Annotated in this window: 17 protein-coding genes and 2 pseudogenes; 7 read left to right on the top strand and 12 right to left on the bottom strand. The window is 63.0% G+C overall.

The genetic code is table 11. The annotated features are described in order from the left end of the window. The first annotated feature begins 45 nt into the window (after positions 1–45). Entirely contained in the window at positions 46–1,254 is a 1,209-nt protein-coding gene (gene wecB, locus BDB13_RS16065) for a non-hydrolyzing UDP-N-acetylglucosamine 2-epimerase (protein ID WP_094274954.1), read from the top strand. A 101-nt stretch (positions 1,255–1,355) separates the two neighbouring features. Here wecB and BDB13_RS16060 read toward each other — a convergent pair whose 3' ends face one another. From BDB13_RS16060 to BDB13_RS16050, 3 genes and pseudogenes are all read right to left on the bottom strand, one after another. Then, the gene (locus tag BDB13_RS16060) at positions 1,356–2,498 is read right to left on the bottom strand and encodes an acyl-CoA dehydrogenase family protein (protein WP_094272519.1); all 1,143 of its coding nucleotides are present in this window, start codon (positions 2,496–2,498) and stop codon (positions 1,356–1,358) included. A gap of 132 nt (positions 2,499–2,630) precedes the next feature. Beyond that, positions 2,631–3,911 (bottom strand): uracil-xanthine permease family protein, encoded by a 1,281-nt coding sequence (locus BDB13_RS16055; RefSeq protein WP_094272518.1) that lies wholly within the window; start codon positions 3,909–3,911, stop codon positions 2,631–2,633. A gap of 76 nt (positions 3,912–3,987) precedes the next feature. Continuing rightward, a pseudogene (locus BDB13_RS16050) lies at positions 3,988–5,660 on the bottom strand (phosphoenolpyruvate--protein phosphotransferase). A 148-nt stretch (positions 5,661–5,808) separates the two neighbouring features. Between BDB13_RS16050 and BDB13_RS16045 the strand changes: the two are divergent. From BDB13_RS16045 to BDB13_RS16030, 4 genes and pseudogenes are all read left to right on the top strand, one after another. Next, complete coding sequence (locus BDB13_RS16045) at positions 5,809–6,576, top strand: DeoR/GlpR family DNA-binding transcription regulator (protein ID WP_094272517.1); 768 nt, start codon at positions 5,809–5,811, stop codon at positions 6,574–6,576. Beyond that, complete coding sequence (gene pfkB, locus BDB13_RS16040; protein ID WP_094272516.1) at positions 6,573–7,556, top strand: 1-phosphofructokinase; 984 nt, start codon at positions 6,573–6,575, stop codon at positions 7,554–7,556. The genes BDB13_RS16045 and pfkB overlap by 4 nt, the downstream gene beginning before the upstream one ends. Before the next feature lie 17 nt (positions 7,557–7,573). After that, a pseudogene (locus BDB13_RS16035) lies at positions 7,574–9,630 on the top strand (PTS fructose transporter subunit IIABC). Between the two features lie 39 nt (positions 9,631–9,669). Beyond that, a complete protein-coding gene (locus BDB13_RS16030) occupies positions 9,670–9,927 on the top strand; it encodes an HPr family phosphocarrier protein (RefSeq protein WP_094272515.1) in 258 nt (85 codons plus the stop codon). A gap of 64 nt (positions 9,928–9,991) precedes the next feature. Here BDB13_RS16030 and BDB13_RS16025 read toward each other — a convergent pair whose 3' ends face one another. Genes BDB13_RS16025 through dapF form a run of 3 tightly spaced genes read right to left on the bottom strand, consistent with a single transcriptional unit; the run spans position 9,992 to position 13,473 of the window. Then, complete coding sequence (locus BDB13_RS16025; protein WP_094272514.1) at positions 9,992–11,008, bottom strand: hypothetical protein; 1,017 nt, start codon at positions 11,006–11,008, stop codon at positions 9,992–9,994. A 46-nt stretch (positions 11,009–11,054) separates the two neighbouring features. Then, positions 11,055–12,557: a GTPase HflX gene (hflX, locus tag BDB13_RS16020; protein WP_094272513.1), complete on the bottom strand. Its 1,503-nt coding sequence runs from the start codon at positions 12,555–12,557 to the stop codon at positions 11,055–11,057. Positions 12,558–12,603: 46 nt separating this feature from the next. Then, positions 12,604–13,473 carry a diaminopimelate epimerase gene (gene dapF / locus BDB13_RS16015; protein ID WP_094274953.1) on the bottom strand — a complete coding sequence of 290 codons (870 nt, stop codon included), beginning with the start codon at positions 13,471–13,473 and terminating at the stop codon, positions 12,604–12,606. Positions 13,474–13,564: 91 nt separating this feature from the next. On the opposite strand from dapF, the gene BDB13_RS16010 reads away from it, so the two are divergent. After that, positions 13,565–14,578, top strand: a complete 1,014-nt coding sequence (locus tag BDB13_RS16010; protein ID WP_094272512.1) for an ABC transporter substrate-binding protein — start codon at positions 13,565–13,567, stop codon at positions 14,576–14,578. Here the strand turns inward: BDB13_RS16010 and BDB13_RS16005 are convergent. The 4 genes from BDB13_RS16005 to BDB13_RS15990 form a co-directional block, all read right to left on the bottom strand. Beyond that, positions 14,553–15,854, bottom strand: coding sequence for an MFS transporter (locus BDB13_RS16005; protein ID WP_094272511.1), 1,302 nt, complete (start codon positions 15,852–15,854; stop codon positions 14,553–14,555). The genes BDB13_RS16010 and BDB13_RS16005 overlap by 26 nt on opposite strands. 90 nt (positions 15,855–15,944) lie before the next feature. Continuing rightward, positions 15,945–16,667 (bottom strand): class F sortase, encoded by a 723-nt coding sequence (locus BDB13_RS16000; protein WP_254922831.1) that lies wholly within the window; start codon positions 16,665–16,667, stop codon positions 15,945–15,947. Positions 16,668–16,755: 88 nt separating this feature from the next. After that, the gene (gene miaA / locus BDB13_RS15995; RefSeq protein ID WP_094272509.1) at positions 16,756–17,691 is read right to left on the bottom strand and encodes a tRNA (adenosine(37)-N6)-dimethylallyltransferase MiaA; all 936 of its coding nucleotides are present in this window, start codon (positions 17,689–17,691) and stop codon (positions 16,756–16,758) included. Next, on the bottom strand, positions 17,679–18,410 hold the full coding sequence (locus BDB13_RS15990; protein WP_094272508.1) for a class III extradiol dioxygenase subunit B-like domain-containing protein: 732 nt from the start codon (positions 18,408–18,410) through the stop codon (positions 17,679–17,681). The genes miaA and BDB13_RS15990 overlap by 13 nt, the downstream gene beginning before the upstream one ends. A 164-nt stretch (positions 18,411–18,574) precedes the next feature. On the opposite strand from BDB13_RS15990, the gene BDB13_RS15985 reads away from it, so the two are divergent. Next, the gene (locus tag BDB13_RS15985) at positions 18,575–19,975 is read left to right on the top strand and encodes a DUF349 domain-containing protein (RefSeq protein ID WP_094272507.1); all 1,401 of its coding nucleotides are present in this window, start codon (positions 18,575–18,577) and stop codon (positions 19,973–19,975) included. Between the two features lie 50 nt (positions 19,976–20,025). Here BDB13_RS15985 and BDB13_RS15980 read toward each other — a convergent pair whose 3' ends face one another. Together BDB13_RS15980 and miaB are read right to left on the bottom strand one after the other, a co-directional pair. Beyond that, complete coding sequence (locus tag BDB13_RS15980) at positions 20,026–20,619, bottom strand: Rv2732c family membrane protein (protein ID WP_094274952.1); 594 nt, start codon at positions 20,617–20,619, stop codon at positions 20,026–20,028. Continuing rightward, complete coding sequence (gene miaB / locus BDB13_RS15975; RefSeq protein ID WP_094272506.1) at positions 20,616–22,145, bottom strand: tRNA (N6-isopentenyl adenosine(37)-C2)-methylthiotransferase MiaB; 1,530 nt, start codon at positions 22,143–22,145, stop codon at positions 20,616–20,618. The genes BDB13_RS15980 and miaB overlap by 4 nt, the downstream gene beginning before the upstream one ends. Positions 22,146–22,217 lie beyond the last annotated feature (72 nt).

Raw genomic sequence — 22,217 nt, 5'->3', positions numbered from 1 at the left:
GTCGACGCCACCTGTGCTGACCGTGCAGTGTTCGAGGAGTTGGTAGTGAAGCTAAATTCGGAACCGACCGCGTCGCGTCCGCGGATTGCCGTTGTATACGGAACACGGCCCGAGGCAATCAAATGCGCGCCCCTGATCAAGGCCATCGAGGCGCATCCCGGGCTCGATGTCACCGTCGTAGTGACCGGGCAGCACACCGAGATGGTTGACGAAGTGCACCAGATCTTCGGCATCCACGCTGACCGCGACTTGGCACTGATGGAACCCGGCCAGGCACTCGGCCGACTTTCGGGACGCGTCACCTCGGCAACGAGCGGGGTCCTACGTGAGATCCGCCCTGACGTCGTGGTTGTGCATGGTGACACGTCGAGTTCGACGGCCGCAGCACTGGCGGCCTTCAGCGAAGGCATCCCGGTCGTACATCTCGAGGCCGGACTTCGCTCGCACAATCTTCGTAATCCGTTCCCCGAAGAGGGAAACCGGCGCATGACCACAGCAATCACGTCGCTGCACCTGTGTCCGACCCCACTCGCTCGGCAGAATCTGCTCGCCGAGCAGATTTCTCCGAACAGCATTGTGGTAACCGGCAATACAGTCGTCGACGCGCTGCTGACAGCCAAGACGGACGCCGACGAACCGGAAAATGCTGCACTGCGGGCAGCGCTCGACAGCGGCCGGAGACTGGTACTGCTGACCATGCACCGGCGCGAGTCGTGGGGCAAACCGATGGAGGCTGTTGCGGACGCCGTCCGGCAAGTCGCCGACGCGGTGACGGACATCGTCGTACTGTGTCCGATGCATCCGAACCCCGCGGTCCGAACAACGTTGACCGAACGCCTCGGCGGACACGAGCGGGTCCTCCTCACAGAACCCCTGTCCTATCGCGACCTGGTGGCCGCCCTTCGTCACGCCCATCTTGTGATGACAGATTCCGGCGGAATCCAGGAGGAGGCACCGACATTCGGCGTTCCGGTGCTGGTGCTGCGGGACGCGACCGAGCGGCCTGAAGCGATCGAGGCGGGATGCGCACGACTCACCGGCACTGCACCACTCGCAGTCTTCACCGACGCCGCCCGGTTGTTGCTCGACGAAGATGCGCACGGCGCGATGGCGCAGGCAGGCAACCCCTACGGTGACGGCAACGCTGCCGTCCGTGCGGTAGCCGCTATTGCCGAATTGGTGGGCATCGGAACACGATTGCCTGATTTCGAGGCAACCGCAATTTCGGATCGAGCCATACCACTCAACGTCTGAGCAGCAGCCTCGCAGGCTGTATGCCTTGCCGAACGACGCGGGCCCTGGCTGATGCCGGGGCCCGCGTCGTTGTGGTTCTGCGATCTGAAAGTTCTGCGCAATCAGAGGTTCAGAGACCGTCCGATGATTTCCTTCATGATTTCCGTCGTGCCTCCGTAGATGGTCTGGACACGGGAGTCCAGGTACGCCTTGGCAACCGGGTATTCCTTCATGTAACCGTAGCCACCGTGGAGCTGGAGGCAACGATCGATCAGCTTGACCTGGGCCTCGGTGGTCCACCATTTGGCCATGGCAGCTTCCTGCACCGTCAACTTCTCGGCATTGAGCTGTTCGATGAACTTGTCCACCAGGATGCGGACCGCCGTGGTTTCGGTTGCCAGTTCCGCCAGTACGAATCGGGTGTTCTGGAAACTGCCGATCGACTTGCCGAAAGCCTTGCGATCACGGCAGTACTGGATTGTGCTCTCGAGCACCGATTCCATTGCAGCGGCGGCAACAACAGCAATCGAGAGTCGTTCCTGCGGAAGGTTCTTCATGAGGTAGAGGAAACCCATGCCCTCGTCGCCGAGCAGGTTTGCCGCAGGTACCCGCACGTCGGTGAAACTCAGTTCTGCCGTGTCCTGGGCCTTCATACCGATCTTGTCCAGATTGCGGCCACGTTCGAAGCCCGGCATACCGCGCTCGACGACAAACAGACTGAACCCCTGCGCACCCTTGTCGGGGTCGGTGCACGCGACCACGATGACGATGTCGGCGTTGATGCCGTTGGTGATAAATGTCTTGGAGCCGTTGAGGATCCAGTGATCGCCGTCGCGCACAGCCCTGGTCTTGATGCCCTGCAGGTCGCTACCGGTCCCCGGTTCGGTCATCGCGATCGCCGAAATCAGTTCGCCCGACGCAAAACCCGGAAGCCAACGTTGCTTCTGCTCGTCGTTGCACAGATCGAGAAGGTACGGCGCTGCGACATCGTTGTGGAGCGTGAAACCAAGCCCGCTGTAGCCCCCCTTGGTGGCTTCCTCGGTGATGATCGCGTTGTAGCGGAAATCCTTGACTCCGCCGCCCCCGAATTCTTCGGGAACAGCCATTCCCAGGTAGCCCTGCTTGCCCGCTTCTACCCAGACGTCGCGGTCGACGATGTTCTGTGCTTCCCACTTTTCGTGATTCGGCGCTACGTGCTGCGCCAGGAACTTCTGGAAAGACTCCCGGAAGAGATCATGTTCCGGTTCGAACAGGGTACGTTCCACGCCGACTCCTAGTACTTCGATGCATCCTGGGCAGGCGAACTTCGACAACCCACTTCACTATTCGTTCCGACGGTAGAACGACTCGTCGAATCCGTCGATGACCCGAACGATCACGATTCGTGACTGAACCGGTTATCTGTTACCTGAAGTACGGAATTTGGCGAGAGAACGCATGACCGGGTACGCAACGAGGATGCCGATCGAGCCCCAGGCGATGCCGCCGAGCTCCACCGACCCGATTGTCAGCGTCAGATTGCCGATACCCGCAACGAGTGCTGCAGCAGCCACCGTGAGGTTCACGGGATCTGTGAAATCGACCTTGGCTTCCATCCAGATCCGTACACCCAGGATTCCGATGAGACCATAGAGAACCATCGTCGCACCGCCGATGACACCGTTCGGAACAGTGAAGACGAGTGCACCGAACTTCGGCGAGAAAGCCAGGACCATGGCCGTCGCTGCCGCCACCCAGTACGCCGCGGTCGAATAGACGCGCGTCGCCGCCATCACGCCGATGTTCTCGGCATACGTCGTAGTACCCGAACCGCCACCGGCGCCGGCAAGCGTCGTTGCGAGGCCGTCGGCGAAGAGTGCATTGCCGGCCAGGTCGTCGAGATTTTTCCCGGTCATCGCCGAGACTGCCTTGACATGTCCGACGTTCTCGGCCACGAGAACGATCACGACCGGCAGAGCCAACACGATGACGGACCAGTCGAACGAGGGCCCGTGCAGGGTCGGCAGGCCGAACCAGTCGGCGTCATGAAGGGCTGTGACACGCTCGCTGTCGAGACCGCCGTACACCGCAGCGAATACCCAGCCGATGACAACACCGACGAGGATTCCGAGTCGCCCGAGCAAACCCGGCCCGACCACGGTGACCAGCAGGATCGACACCAGCGTCACCGTGGCGATCAGAGGCTGAGACTGGAAGGAACCCGCGGCCGTCGGCGCAAGGTTCAGGCCGATCAACGCCACGACGGCACCGGTCACCACGGGAGGCATGACAGCGTCGATGATGCGTCCGCCGATCAACCGAACAGCGAGACCGATGAGCATCAGCACGATGCCGACCGCCATCACGGCACCGAGCTGAGCCGCCGGACCCGAACCCGCCGACGCAGTCAGGGGCGCGATGAACGCAAACGACGAACCGAGGTAACTCGGAATCCGGCCCTTCGTGATGATCAGGAACAGCGCCGTGCCGATACCTGAGAACAGAAGCGTCGTCGTGACCGGGAAGCCTGTGATCGTCGGCACCAGCAACGTGGCGCCGAACATCGCGATGACGTGCTGCATCCCGATCCCGACCGTGCGGGGCCAGCTGAGTCGCTCGTCCGGTCCGACCACGGCCCCGTCGGCAATTCGTTTTCCGTCGCCGTGGACGCTCCAGCCGATTCCGCCGGACCCGGTCATAGTTTCTCGTTCAGTCACAGGTCGAAATACTAGAGGCCGACGCCGACTCCCCGGCGTCACACTGCTCGAATCCCCCTTACATCAATACGCGAGCCGCAGCCTTACGCGCCTCGGCCGGATCGCCGGTCGCGAGAACCGCCGTCGCAGCTGCCTCGCACTGCGCCATCGTGACGGACCCGATCTTGGCCCCGACACCGGCCACCGACGCGGATGCGGCCGACAGCGACGAGACACCCAAACCGGCAAGAACACAGGCCAGCAGAGGGTCTGCAGCAGCTTCGCCGCACACACCGACACGCTTATCGACGGCTTTTCCGGCCTGCGCCGTCCGAGCAACCAGGGCAATCACCGCGGGCTGCCACGGATCAGTCAGTTCTGCCAATTCGGAAGACATCCGGTCGGCTGCCATCGTGTACTGAGCGAGGTCGTTGGTACCGATCGACAGAAACTCGACGTGCTCGAGAATCTGATCCGCCAGCAAAGCCGCAGCCGGAATCTCTACCATCACACCGGGCACAAGATTGCGGGCGCGGACTGCGTCGGCAAAGCGCTTGGCTTCGGCAGGCGTGGCGATCATCGGTGCCATCACCCACGGCTGTGAGCCTGTTCGATCCGCCGCAACCGCGATGGCGTCAAGCTGACGGTCGAGAATTCCCATGTCCTGCCACGCAATTCGAACACCACGAACGCCGAGGGCCGGATTTGCTTCTTCCTGATGGTTGGCAACTTGAGAGGCTTGTCGGAACCGGCATCCAAGGTGCGGATCACGATCTTCTTGCCGGCAAATGCTTCCAGAACCTCGGTGTAAATTGCGGCCTGCTCGTCGACCGTCGGCTCGGTCTCGCGGCCGAGGAAGCACAGTTCGGTGCGGAACAGTCCGATGCCTTCGGCTTGCGTCAGGGCAGCCGCGCGAGCACCGGCACCGTCCTGCACATTTGCCATGATGTTGACGGCCACTCCGTCTGCGGTCTGACCGGGTCCGACCCACGTGCTGACACGCTCACGGTCCAACCTGGATTCCTCGACCGAAGCGCGAGCCTGATCTGCGTCCGGCGTGCTGATCACCTCGCCCGTCGTTCCGTCGATCAGTACGGGCGTCCCGGCTGCAACCGCGGCCAGGTCCTTGACCGCGACAATGCACGGGATCCCGAGCTGACGCGCGATGATCGCCGTGTGACTGGTGGGACCACCGAGAACGGTCACGAGACCGATGATCTTGGTTGGGTCCAGGCCGGCGGTATCAGCCGGAGCCAAGTCGTCGGCACACAGAATCGACGGAGTTTCCGGAGCCGGAATGCCAGGCTCGGGCAAGCCCGCCAACTCTGCGATGACGCGATCGCGGATGTCCTTCAGATCCGTGACCCGCTCGGCCATCAACCCGCCGAGTTTGGTGAAGACCGTGACAAACTGCTCCGTCGCCGCGATCGCCGCCTGCACCGGCGGGACTCCCTGGGCAATCGATTTCTGGGCGGCGCCGATCCAACCACGATCTGCGGCCATCGCCGCATTTGCCACAAGTACCTCGGCCGCAGCGCCGGTGGCGTCAGCAGCTCGCGCAAGCAGTCGGCCCTCCACAGTCTTGGCTGCGGCGATGAAGTCGTCCTGCGCGCTTGCTCGTACGGACTCGTCGAGCGGCGGTGCCTCGAAGACCAGTTCCGGGCGCCGGGCCGGCCAGATGGCCGGGCCGTAAGCGACACCAGGCACGACGGGAGTTCCGTGCACGCTCGCGTGATCGATCTGTTCGGTCATCGTGTCCTCCTGCTTACTCAGCCTCGTTGTGACGAAGGTTACTCGCCTCTATTGACATGTCAACACACTCGGGCGTAAAACAACATAAAGCAACATCAACTGTGATCGGCAACCGACCGCCAGATCCCCTCGTCGAATCGGAGAACACGTGTACGCGGAAGAACGTCAGCAAGCGATCGCCGGAATGGTGTCGCAGCGTGGCCGCATGTCCGTGTCAGCACTTTCCGAAACCTTCGGCGTAACCACCGAAACCGTTCGACGCGACCTCGCCTTCCTCGAACGAATCGGCCAGATCCGACGCGTTCACGGCGGCGCCGTTCCCACCGGTTCGCTGCACGTCACCGAACCCGGAATGGCCGAACGTGATCAGACCCGCGCCGAGCAGAAGGACCGCATCGCACGGTGCGCCACCACCTACCTGCCGGCCAGTGGCGGCAGCGTAATTTTCGACGCCGGCACCACAACCGGACGCATGATGCCGGAAATTCCCCCCGAACTCGATTTCACGGCCGTCACCAATTCCGTCCCGATCGGGGCACGCCTGGCATCGATGAGTTCCGTGTCACTGATCATGCTCGGCGGTCGGGTTCGCGGAGTCACCCAGGCCGCGGTCGGCGAGGACGCCCTACGTCTGCTGAGCACACTTCGCGTCGACGTGGCCTTCATCGGCACCAACGCCATCAGCCCCGGACATGGACTTTCAACCCCCGACAGCGAGGAGGCCGCGGTCAAGCGCGCCATGGTCAAGGCCGCCAATCATGTTGTCGTGCTTGCCGACTCCACCAAGGTGGGCCGCGAGCATCTCATCAGCTTCGCTCCGCTCGACAGCATCGATGTCCTCATCACGGACGGGGACATCAGTGCCACCGATACATCCGAGTTCCATGACCACGGAATCGAGGTGGTGATCGCATGATCGTCACACTTACCGCCAATCCGAGCATCGATCGAACGGTGCAGTTGGACCAACCCCTCCTGCGGGGTTCCGTCCTGCGCGCACAGTCCACCCGTAGCGATCCCGGCGGCAAGGGGGTGAACGTGGCCCGTGTCCTGAGCGCCGCACAACTCGAAGTACTCGCGATTCTCCCCGGCAATCCCGGCGATCCGCTTCTGAGCGCGCTCGCTACCGGCGCAATCCCCCACCTGGGTGTTGCCACGACGGGCCTCGCCCGGACCAACATCACCGTGGCAGAACCTGACGGCACGACCACCAAGATCAACGAACCCGGTGCCGCACTGTCCGCGTCGACACTGGAGGCGTTGGCCCACGAACTGATCTCACGGGCTGACATCGCCGACTGGATAGTCCTGTCCGGATCGGTACCTCCCGGGGTTCACCCGAGCTGGTACGCGGAACTTGTTGCGGCCCTTCGAGATCACCCGTGCCGAGTTGCCGTTGACACCTCCGACGCACCCCTGTCGGCACTCGCCGACAATTTCCCTCACTCGGCGCCGGATCTACTCAAGCCCAACGGCGAAGAGTTGGCTCAACTCACCGGCGTCGACGGCCATGTTCTGGAAAGTGCTGCGCAGGCCGGTGATCCGGGTCCCGCAATCGCCGCGGCAACCCGTCTGGTCGAACGTGGCGTCGGCGCCGTACTCGCAACACTCGGTGCGGCGGGCGCGGTGTTGGTCACCGCCGACGGCGCCTGGATCGCTACTGCTCCCCCCATCGTCGCGGTCAGCACCGTCGGTGCCGGTGATTCGTCACTCGCCGGCTACATCCTCGCCGCGACGGCCGGAGCGGATCAAGCGCAGTGCCTCCGCCATGCCGTCGCCTACGGAAGCGCAGCTGCATCTCTTCCCGGAACCACCCTTCCAACACCCCGACAAGTCGATCTCGCAGGCGTCACGATCACCGCTGCCGAGTCCGCCCTGCCCACCGAACTCGCCTGAGCTTTAAGGAAACTGACATGTCCGATCCCACCGCACGCGGTTCCGGCTCCCCGATCATCAGCCCCGAACTGATCTCACTCGACACCAACCTCGGCTCTTCCAAAGACGACGTCATTCGCGCCCTGGCCGCGCGATTGACCGCGGCAGGTCGCGCCGACAACGCCGACGGACTGGTCGAGGCTGCCCTCGCTCGCGAGGCCCAATCGGCCACCGGTCTTCCCGGCGGAATTGCAATCCCCCATTGCCGTTCCGCGGCCGTGACGTCCGCGTCGCTCGGATTTGCCCGCCTCGACCCGAAGGTCGACTTCGGAGCTCCCGACGGTCCGGCGGACCTCGTGTTCCTGATCGCCGCACCGGAAGGCGCCGGCGCCGAGCACATGAAGCTCCTTTCCTCCCTGGCCCGCGCCTTGGTTCGCCCGGCATTCGTGGCATCCCTTCGCGAAGCGTCGACCCCGGACGAGATCGTGCGGTTGGTCGACGAGGTGCTCAATCCGGCACCGGCAACGCCGGCACCCGCAACTCCCGCACCCGCGTCTGTTTCCGTCGGGAAACAGGTTGCGGAACCAGCCGCCCCGGAGCCGGCAGAGCCGCGCCACATCGTTGCGGTCACCGCTTGCCCCACCGGGATCGCGCACACCTACATGGCCGCTGATTCACTGGTTGCCGCCGGTGAACGTGCGGGTGTCACGGTCCACGTCGAAACCCAAGGGTCCAGCGGAAGCACCGCCCTCGCGCCGTCCGTGATTGCCAGTGCCGCCGCTGTCATCTTCGCCACCGATGTCGGGGTGAAGGGCCGCGAAAGATTCGCCGGCAAACCCGTCGTCGCTTCCGGCGTGAAACGAGCCATCAACGAGCCGGACAAGATGCTCGCCGAGGCACTGCGCGCTGCGGACAACCCGGCCGCCGCGGTCGTCGACGGAGCAGCTGCCGCAGTGGACGACGACGACACCGGCACAGTCGGTTTCGGCACACACCTGCGCCAGGTGCTTCTGACCGGCGTCAGCTACATGATCCCGTTTGTCGCGGCCGGTGGCCTCCTCATTGCCCTCGGCTTCTTGCTCGGTGGGTACGAAATCTCCGGGCCGGCACAGGACATCGTGCTTAACAATTCGCTGACGAATCTGCCGGACGGAGGACTCGCCACCTACCTCGGCGCCGTTCTGTTCCAGATCGGCTCGCTGGCATTCAGCTTCCTGGTCCCGGCGCTGGCGGGTTACATCGCCTTCGCCATCGCCGACCGCCCCGGTATTGCTCCCGGTTTCACCGCCGGCGCCGTGGCTGTTTTTGTCGGCGCGGGATTCATCGGCGGCTTGGTCGGCGGTTTGATCGCCGGTGTAGTCGCGCTGTACATCGGCCGAATTGCCGTCCCACAGTGGCTACGAGGATTGATGCCCGTCGTGATCATTCCGCTGTTCGCCACACTGGTGGTCGGCGCATTGATGTTCCTCGTCCTCGGACGCCCCCTGGCCGCGATTACCTCCGGCCTGACCGATTGGCTCAACGGCCTCTCCGGCAGTTCCGCCATCCTCCTCGGCATCATTCTCGGTCTCATGATGTGCTTCGACCTCGGCGGTCCCGTCAACAAGGCTGCCTACGCTTTCGCTGTTGCCGGCCTGAACGTCGACGACCCGGCCTCACTGCGCATCATGGCAGCCGTCATGGCAGCCGGAATGGTTCCGCCCCTCGCGATGGCACTCGCATCCACAGTCCTGCGTCCCAAGCTTTTCAGCGAAGCTGAACGTGAAATGGAAAAGCAGCGTGGTTGCTCGGATCCGCATTCATCTCCGAAGGCGCCATCCCGTTCGCAGCCGCCGATCCGTTCCGAGTAATTCCCTCGATGATGGCCGGCGGCGCCGTCACCGGTGGCCTGATCATGGCCTTCGACGTCACTCTCAGTGCACCGCACGGCGGGATCTTCGTCGCCTTCGCGATCGGCGGAATCGGATGGTTCTTCGTCTCCCTCGCCGCGGGCACCGTCGTTGCGGCACTGGCAGTCGTCGCAGCAAAACAGTTCATCCGCTCCGGACCGACCGACGCGGAGTTGGACCCCGAAACCGTGCCCGCTGCGGCATGATCAACACCAACCACTACGACCACACCTCTAGGAGTTCCCATGCCCAGTAAGACCGTTGCCGTAGGTTCCGCAGTCGGCCTCCACGCTCGCCCCGCTGCTCTGATCGCCGAAGCTGTCGGCGCATCCGGAGCCACCGTCACCCTCGCTGTCGCCGGCGGAGAACCCGTCGATGCCGGTTCCGCGCTCATGATCATGACGCTCGGCGCTGCCAAGGACACCGAAGTCACCGTCGAGTCCGACGACGTGGCCGCCCTCGAGAAGGTTGCCGAGCTGGTTGCCGCAGATCTCGACGCCTGAGCAACAGACGTGAAAGGCCGGGCCTCGCACTGACATTCAGTGCGAGGCCCGGCCTTTTTCGCTCTCAGCGCCGACGAACTCGGAAGCCGACAAGAATTACCAGTGCAACGGCAACCATGCCGACGCCGCCCCACAGCACAACCCCGTTCGACGCCGTCGACGTGGCCTCTTCTGCCGCTGCCGGATCATCGGGCGTCATCCCGTCAACTACCCCGCGCATGACGTACAAGGGTGGCAATGTGCCACCCTGCGCTTCGGAGCCGATCACCAGATCACCGCCATCGGTGAACATCACTGATTCACCTTGCGGTTGGTGGGGTGTCGGGACTCGCAAGGGTTCGGATTCTGTCAGCGCCGCACCGATACCGTCGTCACCGATCCGGTACAGGTACACATCCGTGTAGCTGCGCAGTGCCAGTACGGAACCGTCTGCGGAGACTGCGCCACCCGTGAACATCACGGAATTGAACCCGCTCGTCGACGTATCACCAGTGCGCACCGTGCCGACCCGGGTCAGCGGAGTTGGTCCCGGTTCCGCCAGGTCGGAGATTGTCTGCCCACCTTCGGATGTGTACACGCTGCTCGGTCCGAGCAATTCCTTCGTGACGACGAACAAACGGCCGTTCGGATCCACGAGCACCGCCTCGGCGTCGTGCGGGCCGTCCGGAAAGGTAACTCGGTGCAGTGTGCCGTCACCCGATTCAGGGTCCAGGGTGATGAAGGCAACGGTTTCACGAGCCCGCCGATTGTCGCCGGTGTCCGCCAGAATCAAGAGACCGGCGTGCGAGCCCAGATCCTCGACGTCGTACGGGTCGATCGGTACCGGAATGCGGCCACGCACAACACAATCGAAATCCATCTCGAGGACTACCTCGTCGTTGCCGCTGTCGCCGATCGCAAAGATTCGATCGCCGAGGGCCGCCATTCCCGAAAGCTCTTCGAGACCCGGATCGGTTGGTGTGCAAAGCGGTTCGAATACGCCCGTTCCAGGAACGGGCGTATTCGCTTGTGCAGTAGCGCTTCCTGCGACCAGCACCGACAGTGCACCCACTGCCGCGGCTGCACGCGCCAAACTACGCACGCGGTGCGTACTCGACCGCCTACGCACTCGGTGCGTACTCGACCGCCTACGCACTCGGTGCGTACTCGACCAATGCCGATGCCAACATTTGTGGCACGCGGGCGTGAACCCTGGTACCGGACTCCTCGTGAGCGGATTCCAAAATGGTTCCGTCGGAGTGGATTCTGGCCATCAGATCACCGCGGTGATATGGAACCAGCACGTCAACTTCGACGTCGGGACGCACCAGCACCTCGGCGAGGTGGGCGCGCAGTTCCGCAACGCCCTCGCCGGTCTGAGCCGAGATGAAGACAGCGCCGGGCAGCAGCGCACGCAACTGCGTGAGTGTGACCGGATCTGCGGCATCGATCTTGTTGACCACGATCAATTCCGGCGGGGCCGCTGAATTGGTCTCGCGCAGAACATCGGTGATGACACCGCGGACGGCGTTGATCTGGTCGGTCGGCAGCGGATCGGATCCGTCCACCACGTGCATCAGCAGATCGGCGTCGGTGACCTCTTCGAGAGTCGAGCGGAAGGCTTCGATCAACTGAGTCGGCAGGTGTCGCACAAATCCGACGGTGTCGGTCAGGACGTATTCGCGACCGTCGTCGAGCGATGCCCGTCGTGTAGTCGGATCCAAGGTGGCAAACAGTGCGTTTTCCACCAGAACGCCCGAACCCGTCAGGGCGTTGAGAAGACTCGACTTACCGGCGTTGGTGTAGCCGACAATCGCAACCGACGGAATGTCACTCTGTAGACGGCGCGTCCGCTTCGTGTCGCGAGCAGCCTTCATTGCCTTGATCTCGCGGCGCAGTTTTGCCATCCGCTCACGAATGCGTCGACGGTCGGTCTCGATCTTGGTCTCACCGGGGCCACGCAGACCCACACCGCCGTTACTGCCCGCACGACCACCGGCCTGACGGGACATGGACTCACCCCAACCGCGCAGGCGGGGAATCATGTACTCCATCTGCGCGTAGGCGACCTGGGCCTTACCTTCACGGGAGGTCGCGTGCTGGGCGAAGATGTCGAGAATCAAGGCAGTACGGTCGATGACCTTGACCTTGACGACCTTTTCCAGCGCCGTGAGCTGCGCCGGCGTCAATTCGCCGTCGCACACGACGGTGTCGGCGCCGGTGGAGAGCACGATTTCGCGCAACTCCTGTGCCTTGCCGGAGCCGATGTATGTGGCCGTATCCGGCTTGTCGCGGCGCTGTACGAGGCTGTCGAGAACCTCGGACCCAGCCGTATCGGCCAACGCAGCCAGCTCGGTCATGCTGTTCTCGGCTTGCTCAGCCGTCCCCTGGGTCCAGACACCGACCAGGACCACGCGCTCGAGACGCAACTGCCGGTACTCGACCTCGGTGACATCATCGAGTTCGGTAGACAGACCGGAGACGCGGCGCCGAGCTTCGCGCGCTTCGAGCTGCATCTCGCCGACCGACGGATCTCCGGACGAGGCCGGCGCCGTGTATTCAGGCTGCTCGTGTCCTGTGGACTCGTCTGCAGCAAACGACTCTGCAGACTCGTCTGCAGCGGATTCTTGACTGTCATGTGATTTCGTCATACAAGACCCATGATCCCACGAAACGTCATGGTGGTGCATCCGCTTTTCATCCGAGCGAATTCCACCAGTTGTCGCTGATCGTTCCGGACGCGACCAGCACCGACGGACCCCGCAGCGAACCACAGCCGTTTTCGACGGAAACCTGCACCTGACCACCGAGTACTCGTACTGTCACCGTGCCGTCGACGCGCCCGTCGTGCTTCAACGCAGCCGCAGCGGCGGCGACGGTCCCGGTGCCACACGAACGCGTCTCGCCTACGCCTCGCTCATGGACGCGCATGTTGACGCTGCCGTCCTGCAGAGCCGTGACAATTTCGATGTTCACTCCGTGCGGGAAGAATGCCGGGTCGAACACCGGTGCACCACCGAGATCGAGTGCCGCCAGCATTTCCGGGGTGAGCGCGGCGTCGACGCAGGCAAGGTGTGGGTTCCCGACATCAATGCCGAGTCCCGTGAACGTGCGCCCGTCGATCGTCGCTGTACTCGAACCCAGTTCCTTGATCATGCCCATTGCGACGGTGACCTCACCAACCGTGCCGTCAGCGGAATGGACGATAACCGGACGAGCGCCGGCCCGACTGCCGACGACAAATTCACCACGGTTCTCGAGGCCGGAAGCCTTCAGATAATGCGCAAATACACGGACACCGTTGCCGCACATTTCGGCGATGGAACCGTCTCCGTTGCGGTAGTCCATGAACCAGTCGTCAGCGGCAACTCCAGCCGGAATCTCGGCCAGGACTCCCGCTTCTGCGAGTGCACCGGCCCGAGCGACGCGCAAGATGCCGTCAGCTCCCAATCCACGCTGACGATCGCAGAGCGCCGCGACTTTGCCGGGCTCGAGATCGATGCGAACGTCGAGGTCAGGGAGAACAACGAAGTCGTTCTGCGTGCCGTGTCCCTTGCTGAAATCCATGAGCGTGATCATATCGGGCGGCCTTCCGGCGCTGCCGTCGACTATGGTTAGGATACCCAACCCTACTTAGATCGAGGTAGCCGTGAACCCTATGTTGAGTCGTCGCGCAATGTTGTCCGTCACTTTTGCCACAGCGGCAGGATTTGTACTGGCTGCCTGCGGCGACAGTTCGAATGACAACACAGCGGCGACGACGGAGAGCGGGCACGCCGAGCCGAATGCATTCCCGGTCACCATCGATCACAAGTTCGGATCCACCACGATCGACCAGGCCCCCAGCCGAATCGCTGCAGTCGGCATCGGCGACGCCGACGTCCTGCTCTCTCTCGGGCTGACCCCGGTATTGGTTCCGGTCTGGAAGGGATCGACCGACGACGGAATCGGTGTCTGGGCCGACTCCAGCGTTCAAGGCGCAGAGCCGACGCCGTTGGCCAATGCCACCACCGAGTTCAACATCGAAACCATCGTGGCCGCGGCTCCCGACTTGATCATCGCGGTCAACAACGCGATCGACGAGGACCTGTACAAGCAGCTCAGCGCTATTGCCCCGACAGTCCTGCACGCCGCCGACCAAACCGATTGGGTACTCCCCTGGCAGGAAGTGACCACCCGCATCGGCACGGCAGTGGGAGTGCCCGCCCAGGCAAAGCACGAGGTCCGAGAGGTCGAAGAATTGATCATTCGGACGCGCGCCGAAAACCCGCAGTTCGAGGGTAAGACGGCCGCACTCGTCATTCGGTGGAGCGACGGAAAACTGCGTGCCTTCAGCCCTGAGGCCGCGCGGGCTCAGCTGCTCACCCAGTTGGGATTCACCGCGCCCGCCGCCCTGAAGGAACGGTTCGCGGGCAAGCTCAACTACGAGGTCTCAGCCGAGAACTACGACCTTCTCGAATGCGATTACCTGCTGTTCGACAACTACGAGAAGGCTCGCCCCGAAATGGAGTCACAGGCGGCGTTCACCAATCTGAACGTCGTCAAGTCCGGCGGCCTGATCAGCCTGGACCCCATCGTCAGCGACGCCGTCTCCATGCCCAACCCGTTGACCATCCCGTTTGTCCTCGAAGATTTTGTCGCGAAGATCAATCAGACGATCGCGGCTCGATAACCTTCGTTCGACCCGACCACAGCCAGAGCGTCGCAGCCGAGACGGCCACGCAGAGTGCAACGATCACCCATGGTGTCGCTGCTCCGGCGTGGCCGTTGTCGATGAGGTCGTACGCGAACCCGACACCCACCGTTCCGAGCAAGGCAAGAAGTCCGCCGATGGTATTGAGCATGCCGAAATGCGCCCCGAGGTTGCTTTCCCGGCCGAGGATCGCGATGGTGTCCCGCATCGGCGGCACCATCAGCATCTGTCCGAGATGTAGCAAACCGATCCAGGCGGCCAGTCCCGCGATCTGCGTCGACGCCGAGGCAGTGGTCGATACACCGGTGGCCAGCGGAACCAAGAACGACACGGAAATCAGCAACAGTCCGAAGGTGATCGCTCGGCGATGCCCGATACGGTGCGCCACCGCAACCGTCGGCCCCTGACCGACGATCACGAGCACTGCTGCACCGACGTAGAACCAGCCGAGTGCAGATTGCGAACCGATTCCACGTTCGAGTTGCTCGGGCAGCATCAGATACAGCTGACTGTATGCCACCAACTGAAAGCTGCAGAGTGTCGCGAAGAGGAGAAAGTTGTTGTTGGTCAGCACACTTCGCCAGACGTCCCGCAAGGTGTATGTAGATACCTGCCCGGCGGAATCTTGACCATCGTTCGGACGCGGAAACCAGACGAAAAATCCCACCCACATGATCGCGAACATGATTGCCGCTGCCGACGCCGTCCATGAGAACGGGAACACCAGCAACGCGGCACCGAGAGCTGGTCCGATCACCGTCCCCAGCCGACTGCACATCTGTTCTACCGCAAACAGATCGGTCCGACGCATTACCCCGGACTCTTCGAGTTCACGTCCGTACTCCGCGTTCGCAGATTCCACCGCCGGAGCAAACAAAGCAGCGGCGAACCCGACGAGCAGAATTCCCACGATGACGGCGGCCATGCTTTCGGCAAGTCCGAGCATCAGGAAGCCGACGACACGAACGGCGATGCCCAACAAGATGATCGGACGCTTACCGAATCTGTCGGCGAGGCTTCCTCCGATGAAGAACATCCCCTGCTGGCTGAACATACGCAGACCCAGCACCAGTCCCACTACCCAGGCTGCGAATCCCAGATCCTCCGAAAGATGCACTGCGAGAAACGGAACTACCAAGTAGAAGCCGATGTTGAACAGCACCATCGAGAGCAAAAGCAGTTTTACGACGGGCGGCAGGACACGCACTTTGGCGAAGGTCTTACTACCGGGGACGGAACGCGCACTGAGCACCACAATTGGCAACCCTATGGCTCGCGCGGTCAACGATGAAATTCGGAGTCGGTGCGGCCCGCCGAACCCATCCGTAGCGCGTACTCGTTCGACTTATTCCGGTGAAGCGGTGACCACGAGATTGTGTTCGTAGGTGAAACCGGAGGGCATCGAGGGGTCCGGAACCGTCGGCCCACCGCACGTCACCAGCACCAGGCGCGGTTCGCCGGTATCGGAGAAGAACTCGGCCGGCAACGCAACCTTCTCGAAGAGTTTCAGGCTCGATGCATGGTAGGTGAACATGACCCCGGCGTCGTCGGTCACGTAAATCGGCGTGCCCGGTTTGATCTGGTGCAACGGCCAGAGCGCTCCATGGGTGCGGTCACCGTCGTCGACGTGCCCCGCTACGAGGTTGGTTCCCACCGGAGCGCCGAAATGCACGTCGTTGAGGAAATGGGAGACCTTGTCGGGGTGCGGCAGGATCATGCCGCGGTTGGCACCGAGACCACTGGTCACGATGTCTGCTCGTACATCCAGGTCCGGAATCGCGAGTGTGTTGGGCGGGAGATCAGTCGGTGCCGGAGCCCACACGATTCCCGGATCCGGTGCCGTTCCGACTTCGAACGGTGCATCCGGCAACGGTGCGCTGATCGGCTTGCCTGCCGCACTGACAGCGACGTAGATCAACCCGCCGCCGACTGCGAGAAACACGACCAAGAGCAGGATCAGCGGCAGGCTTTTCTTGCGCCGACGCTTCGGCTTTGCATGCGCCCCGGTCTGCACCATGATCTTCTCGTCCTCCGTTGGTCTGTCGTGACTGATCGGTCGTGACGCCACCTGAAGGCCACCTCACAAAGTTAACCACTAAATAGCTATCTGTAAAATAGCGGAACAGGGAAATTTGTTACACATCGGCCCGAAACGGTCACCGATCACCGCCGGACAACGCGCGGCGTGCAGTATCCAGAACACCGTCGGCGCCACCGTCGATCCACTGCACTCGCGAGTCACGACGGAACCATGAGCGTTGACGACGCACATAGCGGCGCGTGCCGATGAACGTCCGCTCGCGCGCCTCGCCGAGGTCGTACTCACCGTCGAAGTGCGCCAGCACCTGCGAATAGCCGATAGCTCGTGGCGCCGTGACACCGTCGCGCAGGCCGCGTTCGATCAAGCCCTCCACCTCGCCGACCAAACCGCTCTCGAACATCTGATCCGTGCGCAACCGAATGCGTGCATCCAGCCCTTCCGTCTCCCGATCAACACCGAGAATTCTTGTCCCCCAACGTGGTTCACCAATCTGTGGCGCCGAAGCCGCAAACGGTTGCCCGGTCAGCTCCACCACTTCCAACGCCCGCACCATCCGACGTCCGTCTGTCGGGAGAATCGATGCTGCCGCGACGGGATCCGCCGCCACCAGGGCAGCATGCACCGCTCCGATACCGTCGTCGGCAAGTACAGCTTCCCAACGCGCTCGCACCACAGGATCGGTGGCCGGGAACGCCCACTCGTCGAGCAGCGACTGCACGTACATCATCGAACCGCCGACGATGACGGGTACTCGACCGGATTCCATCAGCCGTTCCGCGATCGTGATGGCGTCCTGCTGATAGTGGGCAACGGTGGCCGTCTCGGTCACGTCGAGAACATCCAACAGATGATGCGGTATCCCCCGACGTTCGCTCACGCTGAGCTTTGCCGTACCGATGTCCATGCCGCGATAGAGCTGCATGGCGTCGATGTTGATGATCTCTCCGCCGAATTCCTCGGCAAGATCCAAAGCCAGATCAGACTTTCCCGAGGCCGTCGGGCCCACCACGGCGATCGGACGAAGGTGCACGGGAATACTCACGGGCGCCACATCCCCACGTGGTATCCGACACCGAACGGCGCACTGTTGTATTCGACCGAGGCCACGGGCTGCTCGGTAAACACTGCCGACAGGACTTGCCACGCGGCCCGCCCCGACGCACCGATCTCGGAGCACAGGTTCGGATCCAATCTCAGCAACGCCTCACGATCACCCTTCCCGAGCGCTGCATCGATCACGGCCTGCACCGCCGGTGCACGATCGTCGAAACTGCCCGGAGCCTTCGGTGTCAATGTCGAGGCGCCGTCCGCGAGAACCAACAAGCCGACGGGTTCGTCACCGTCGTCGAGCTGCGCGCGTAGCTTGACTCCGACGGCGCGACATTCGTCCGCAGTGGCATCCGCCGAGACCAGGTGCAGGTCGATGTGAACTTCTCGCTCGACCTGGCTTCGAAGCCAACCTGCCACGAGAGCAGCCAACGGCAACTCGCGATTGACCGGGCCCGACGCATCCGCGTCGAGTTTCGTCCGCACATCTGCCCCGAACCCGGCGAAGGTTCCGAATTCACCACGCCCGACACACGACCGGCTGACATCTCCCGCAACCGAGGCTGCGTCGACGCCGACCGCAATCCAGTGTGTGGACAGGGCAGCGAGTTCTCGGGCCACACCCACTACAGCGGCGCGGACCTCGGCTGACGGGGCCGAGTCACCCGACAATTGCGGAACTAGGAGTGGCGGCGACGGGACCAGGGCGGCGGCGGTGAACACAGGTGCAACGCTAGTCGAACCCGACATCGACGCCCCACACTGTCACCAAGGTGACAACCTCACGCCGCGTTACCTGATTCAATAGTCGTAGAACGTCAGTACCGGGTTCAATGGAACCAGGAATGCGATCAGGCAGCCGTGACGCGCGGCAGAGACGAGGACCGATGACCGAGAACAGCGAACCCACCACCGGAACAGAGCGCAGTTCGGCTCCCGCCACACCCACCCCGGGTGCGACGCAGCCAACAGCGTCGACGCCCAAACCGGGCGCTCCGAAACCAGGTGGACCGCGACCCAGCGCGCCACGGCCAGGACCGGCCGCTACCCGCCCGGCCGCCGCGACGACACCTGCCAGTGATCCGAGCAAGTTCGGCCGCGTCGAGGAAGACGGCACAGCCTGGGTCAAGACAGCTGACGGAGAACGACAGATCGGTTCGTGGCAAGCCGGTGACGCCGCCGAGGGCCTGGCGCATTTCGGACGCCGCTATGACGACCTCACGACCGAGGTCACGCTTCTCGAAGCCCGCCTGACTTCCGGCGCCGGCGACGCCAAGAAGACCAAGGCGGCCGCCGTCGCACTGTCTGAATCGCTGCCCACAGCCGCCGTCATCGGCGATCTCGATGCCCTGGCTCGCCGCCTCGACCACATCGTCGAAGGCTCCGACGAGGCAGCAGCACATGCCAAGGAGGAGAAGGAGCAGTCGCGGGTTACCAACACCGCACGTAAGGAAGCTCTTGCCGTCGAGGCCGAGCAGATCGGTACGGAGTCCACCCAGTGGAAGACCGCCGGCGACCGCCTCCGCGAAATTCTCGACGAATGGAAGACCATTCGCGGAATCGAACGCAAAACCGATGACGCCCTGTGGAAGCGGTACTCCAAGGCCCGCGAATCCTTCAACCGCCGCCGCGGCGCTCATTTCGCGGAACTCGACCGCGATCGTGCGAGTGCCCGGTCCACCAAGGAAGAGCTCGTCGAGCGCGCCGAGAAGCTCTCCAAATCAGAGGAATGGGGCCCGACTGCCGGACAGTTCCGCGACCTCCTCGCCGAGTGGAAAGCCGCCGGACGCGCACCTCGCGAAGCCGACGACACCCTGTGGGAGCGATTCAAGGCCGCCCAGGACGTCTTCTTCGCGGCACGCAACGCCGCAACCGCTGAGCGTGACGCGGAGTTCGAAGAGAATGCAAAGGCGAAGGAAGAACTCCTCGCTGCACACGCCAACATCGACCCCGCGAACGGCCTCGACAACGCACGCGCTTCGCTGCGTGTACTGCAGGAAAAGTGGGATGCAATCGGCAAGGTCCCGCGTGATCGGATGCAGGACCTCGAAGCGAAGCTGCGGGCACTCGAAAGCAAGGTCCACGACGCCGTCGACGCACAGTGGCGTCGGACCGACCCGGAAGCCCTCGCCCGTGCAGCCCAGTTCAAGGAACGGGTCACACAGTTCGAGGAGCAGGCCGCCAAGGCTCAGGCTGCGGGCAAGACCAAGGATGCCGAGAAGGCTCTCGCTCAGGCCGCACAGTGGCGTGAATGGGCCGAGGCAGCCGAAGGCGCAGTCAACGACTGAGTAAGTGCAGACAGAGTAGGTTCACTCGTCGGCTGGCCCAGAACATCGGGTCAGCCGACGTTCCATTCCTGGTTCTTTTCAGCTTCTGCTGCTGCTACGCGGCGCTCTTCCTCAGCAGCCAACTGAAGCGTCGTACGTGCCCAGACGACCTTCAGCCAGTGGAACGTCAGGAACACGACGGTGAACCAACCGACGATCAGCCCGATCGACGGGCCCGCGACGTGGAATCCTGCGGGAATCGTCTGACGCGACCACACCGCCATCATTCCCAAAGCGCTCGCGACGGCACTACCGGCCAGCGCAACCCAGGCAAGTGCCCAACGCCGAGTGACCAGGGCGAGCATCGAGAAGCCGATGCCGAAGATCACGACGAACCACACGAATATCCGAGAGAACAACGCAATGCGCTCGGACTCGGCATCCGCGTTGAACGCCAACACATCCCAACCGTTTGCCACACCGGCGTGCGGCAGCGCGAGGGTGCCGACCAACACCAACACTGCGACGGCAACAACCATCGCGCGGGCACCCGGATCGATCTCCCCCGCGATCTTGCGCTCGACCGCGTCGAGATCCTGGCGGTATTCCTCGAAGGAAGCATCGTCGGCGGACTGCGACGCCGGATTGTCGTTCTGTGAACTCATGAATTGCATCCCATCTGGACGGGTTGTGGGGCTGGGGCACCAATTTTCGGAAGCCCGAGACCGACGCCGATCGGCGCAGTCTTGGGCGTGATGCCCTTGTCGAAAGAATCACCGGCGCGTGTACGACGGTGAGTGAGAACTCCGTCGTCGGCAACGAGGTGGTGCGGAGCGCCGTGTGTGACGACCACAGTCACGACGTCTCCCGGCCGGATCGATTCGTTCACGTTTCCGACAGGTCGGAAATGGACGAGGCGGCCGTCACGGGCGCGCCCGCTCATCCGTAGCGTTGCCGCGTTCTTGCGGCCTTCACCGCTAGCGACCAGAAGTTCGACCTCGGTACCGACAAGTTTGCGGTTCTCCTCGATGTTCACTTCTTCTTGTACGGCGAGGAGACGTAAGTAGCGTTCCTGGACAACTTCCTTGGGAAGCTGGCCCTCCATCTCCGCTGCGGGTGTACCCGGACGCTTCGAGTACTGGAACGTGTACGCGTTCGAGAATCGTGCCTGCCGCACCACGTCGAGCGTTTCCTGGAAGTCTTCTTCGGTCTCTCCGGGAAATCCGACGATGATGTCGGTGGTGATGGCCGCATGCGGCATCGCTGCCCGTACCTTCTCGATGATGCCGAGGTACTTGGACTTGCGGTAGGAGCGCTTCATCGCTTTGAGGACCCGATCGGACCCTGACTGCAACGGCATGTGCAACTGCGGGCACACATTCGGAGTGTTGGCCATCGCATCGATGACGTCGTCCGTGAACTCGGCGGGGTGCGGCGACGTGAAGCGCACCCGTTCGAGCCCCTCGATGTTTCCGCAGGCAGAGAGAAGCGCGGCAAAAGCGCCACGATCGCGTGGCTGCTCCGGATCGGCAAACGACACGCCGTACGCGTTGACGTTCTGACCGAGCAACGTCACCTCGGAGACACCTTCGTTCACGAGAGCCTGCACCTCAGCCAGGATGTCACCCGGACGGCGGTCCACCTCTTTACCGCGCAGAGCGGGAACGATACAGAACGTGCACGTATTGTTGCATCCAACCGAGATGGAAACCCAACCGGCATAAGCAGATTCACGCTTCGCGGGAAGAGTCGACGGAAATGCCTCGAGCGCATCGAGGATCTCGACCTCGGCACGCTGGTTGTGGCGAGCGCGGTCCAGCAGCGCCGGCAGCGAACCGATATTGTGGGTTCCGAAGACCACATCGACGATGGGCGCCTTCTTGACCACCATCTCGCGGTCCTTCTGCGCCAGGCAACCGCCGACGGCTACCTGCATGTCGGGGTTCACTTCCTTGAGCCGCGCTAACATACCGAGGTTTCCGTACAGCTTGTTGTCAGCGTTTTCACGGACGGCGCAGGTATTGAACACCACCAGATCGGGATTAGAACCCGACTCCGCCTTGCTGTAGCCGGCTTCTTCCAGGAGACCCGACAAGCGCTCGGAATCGTGGACGTTCATCTGGCAGCCGTAGGTCCGCACTTCGTAGGTGCGGGCAGGCTCGGTGGAGGACTTTTCGTCGATCAGTGACACGCTTCAGCCTAGCTCACGTCCACTACGGTCTGTAATAACGCCCAGGTAAACCGACAAAGCGCTACATAAACG

This window comes from Rhodococcus sp. OK302 (assembly GCF_002245895.1).
Lineage (GTDB): Bacteria > Actinomycetota > Actinomycetes > Mycobacteriales > Mycobacteriaceae > Rhodococcus_F.
Note: the sequence above shows the minus strand (reverse complement) of the source record. Positions and strands in the feature narration are given on the sequence as shown.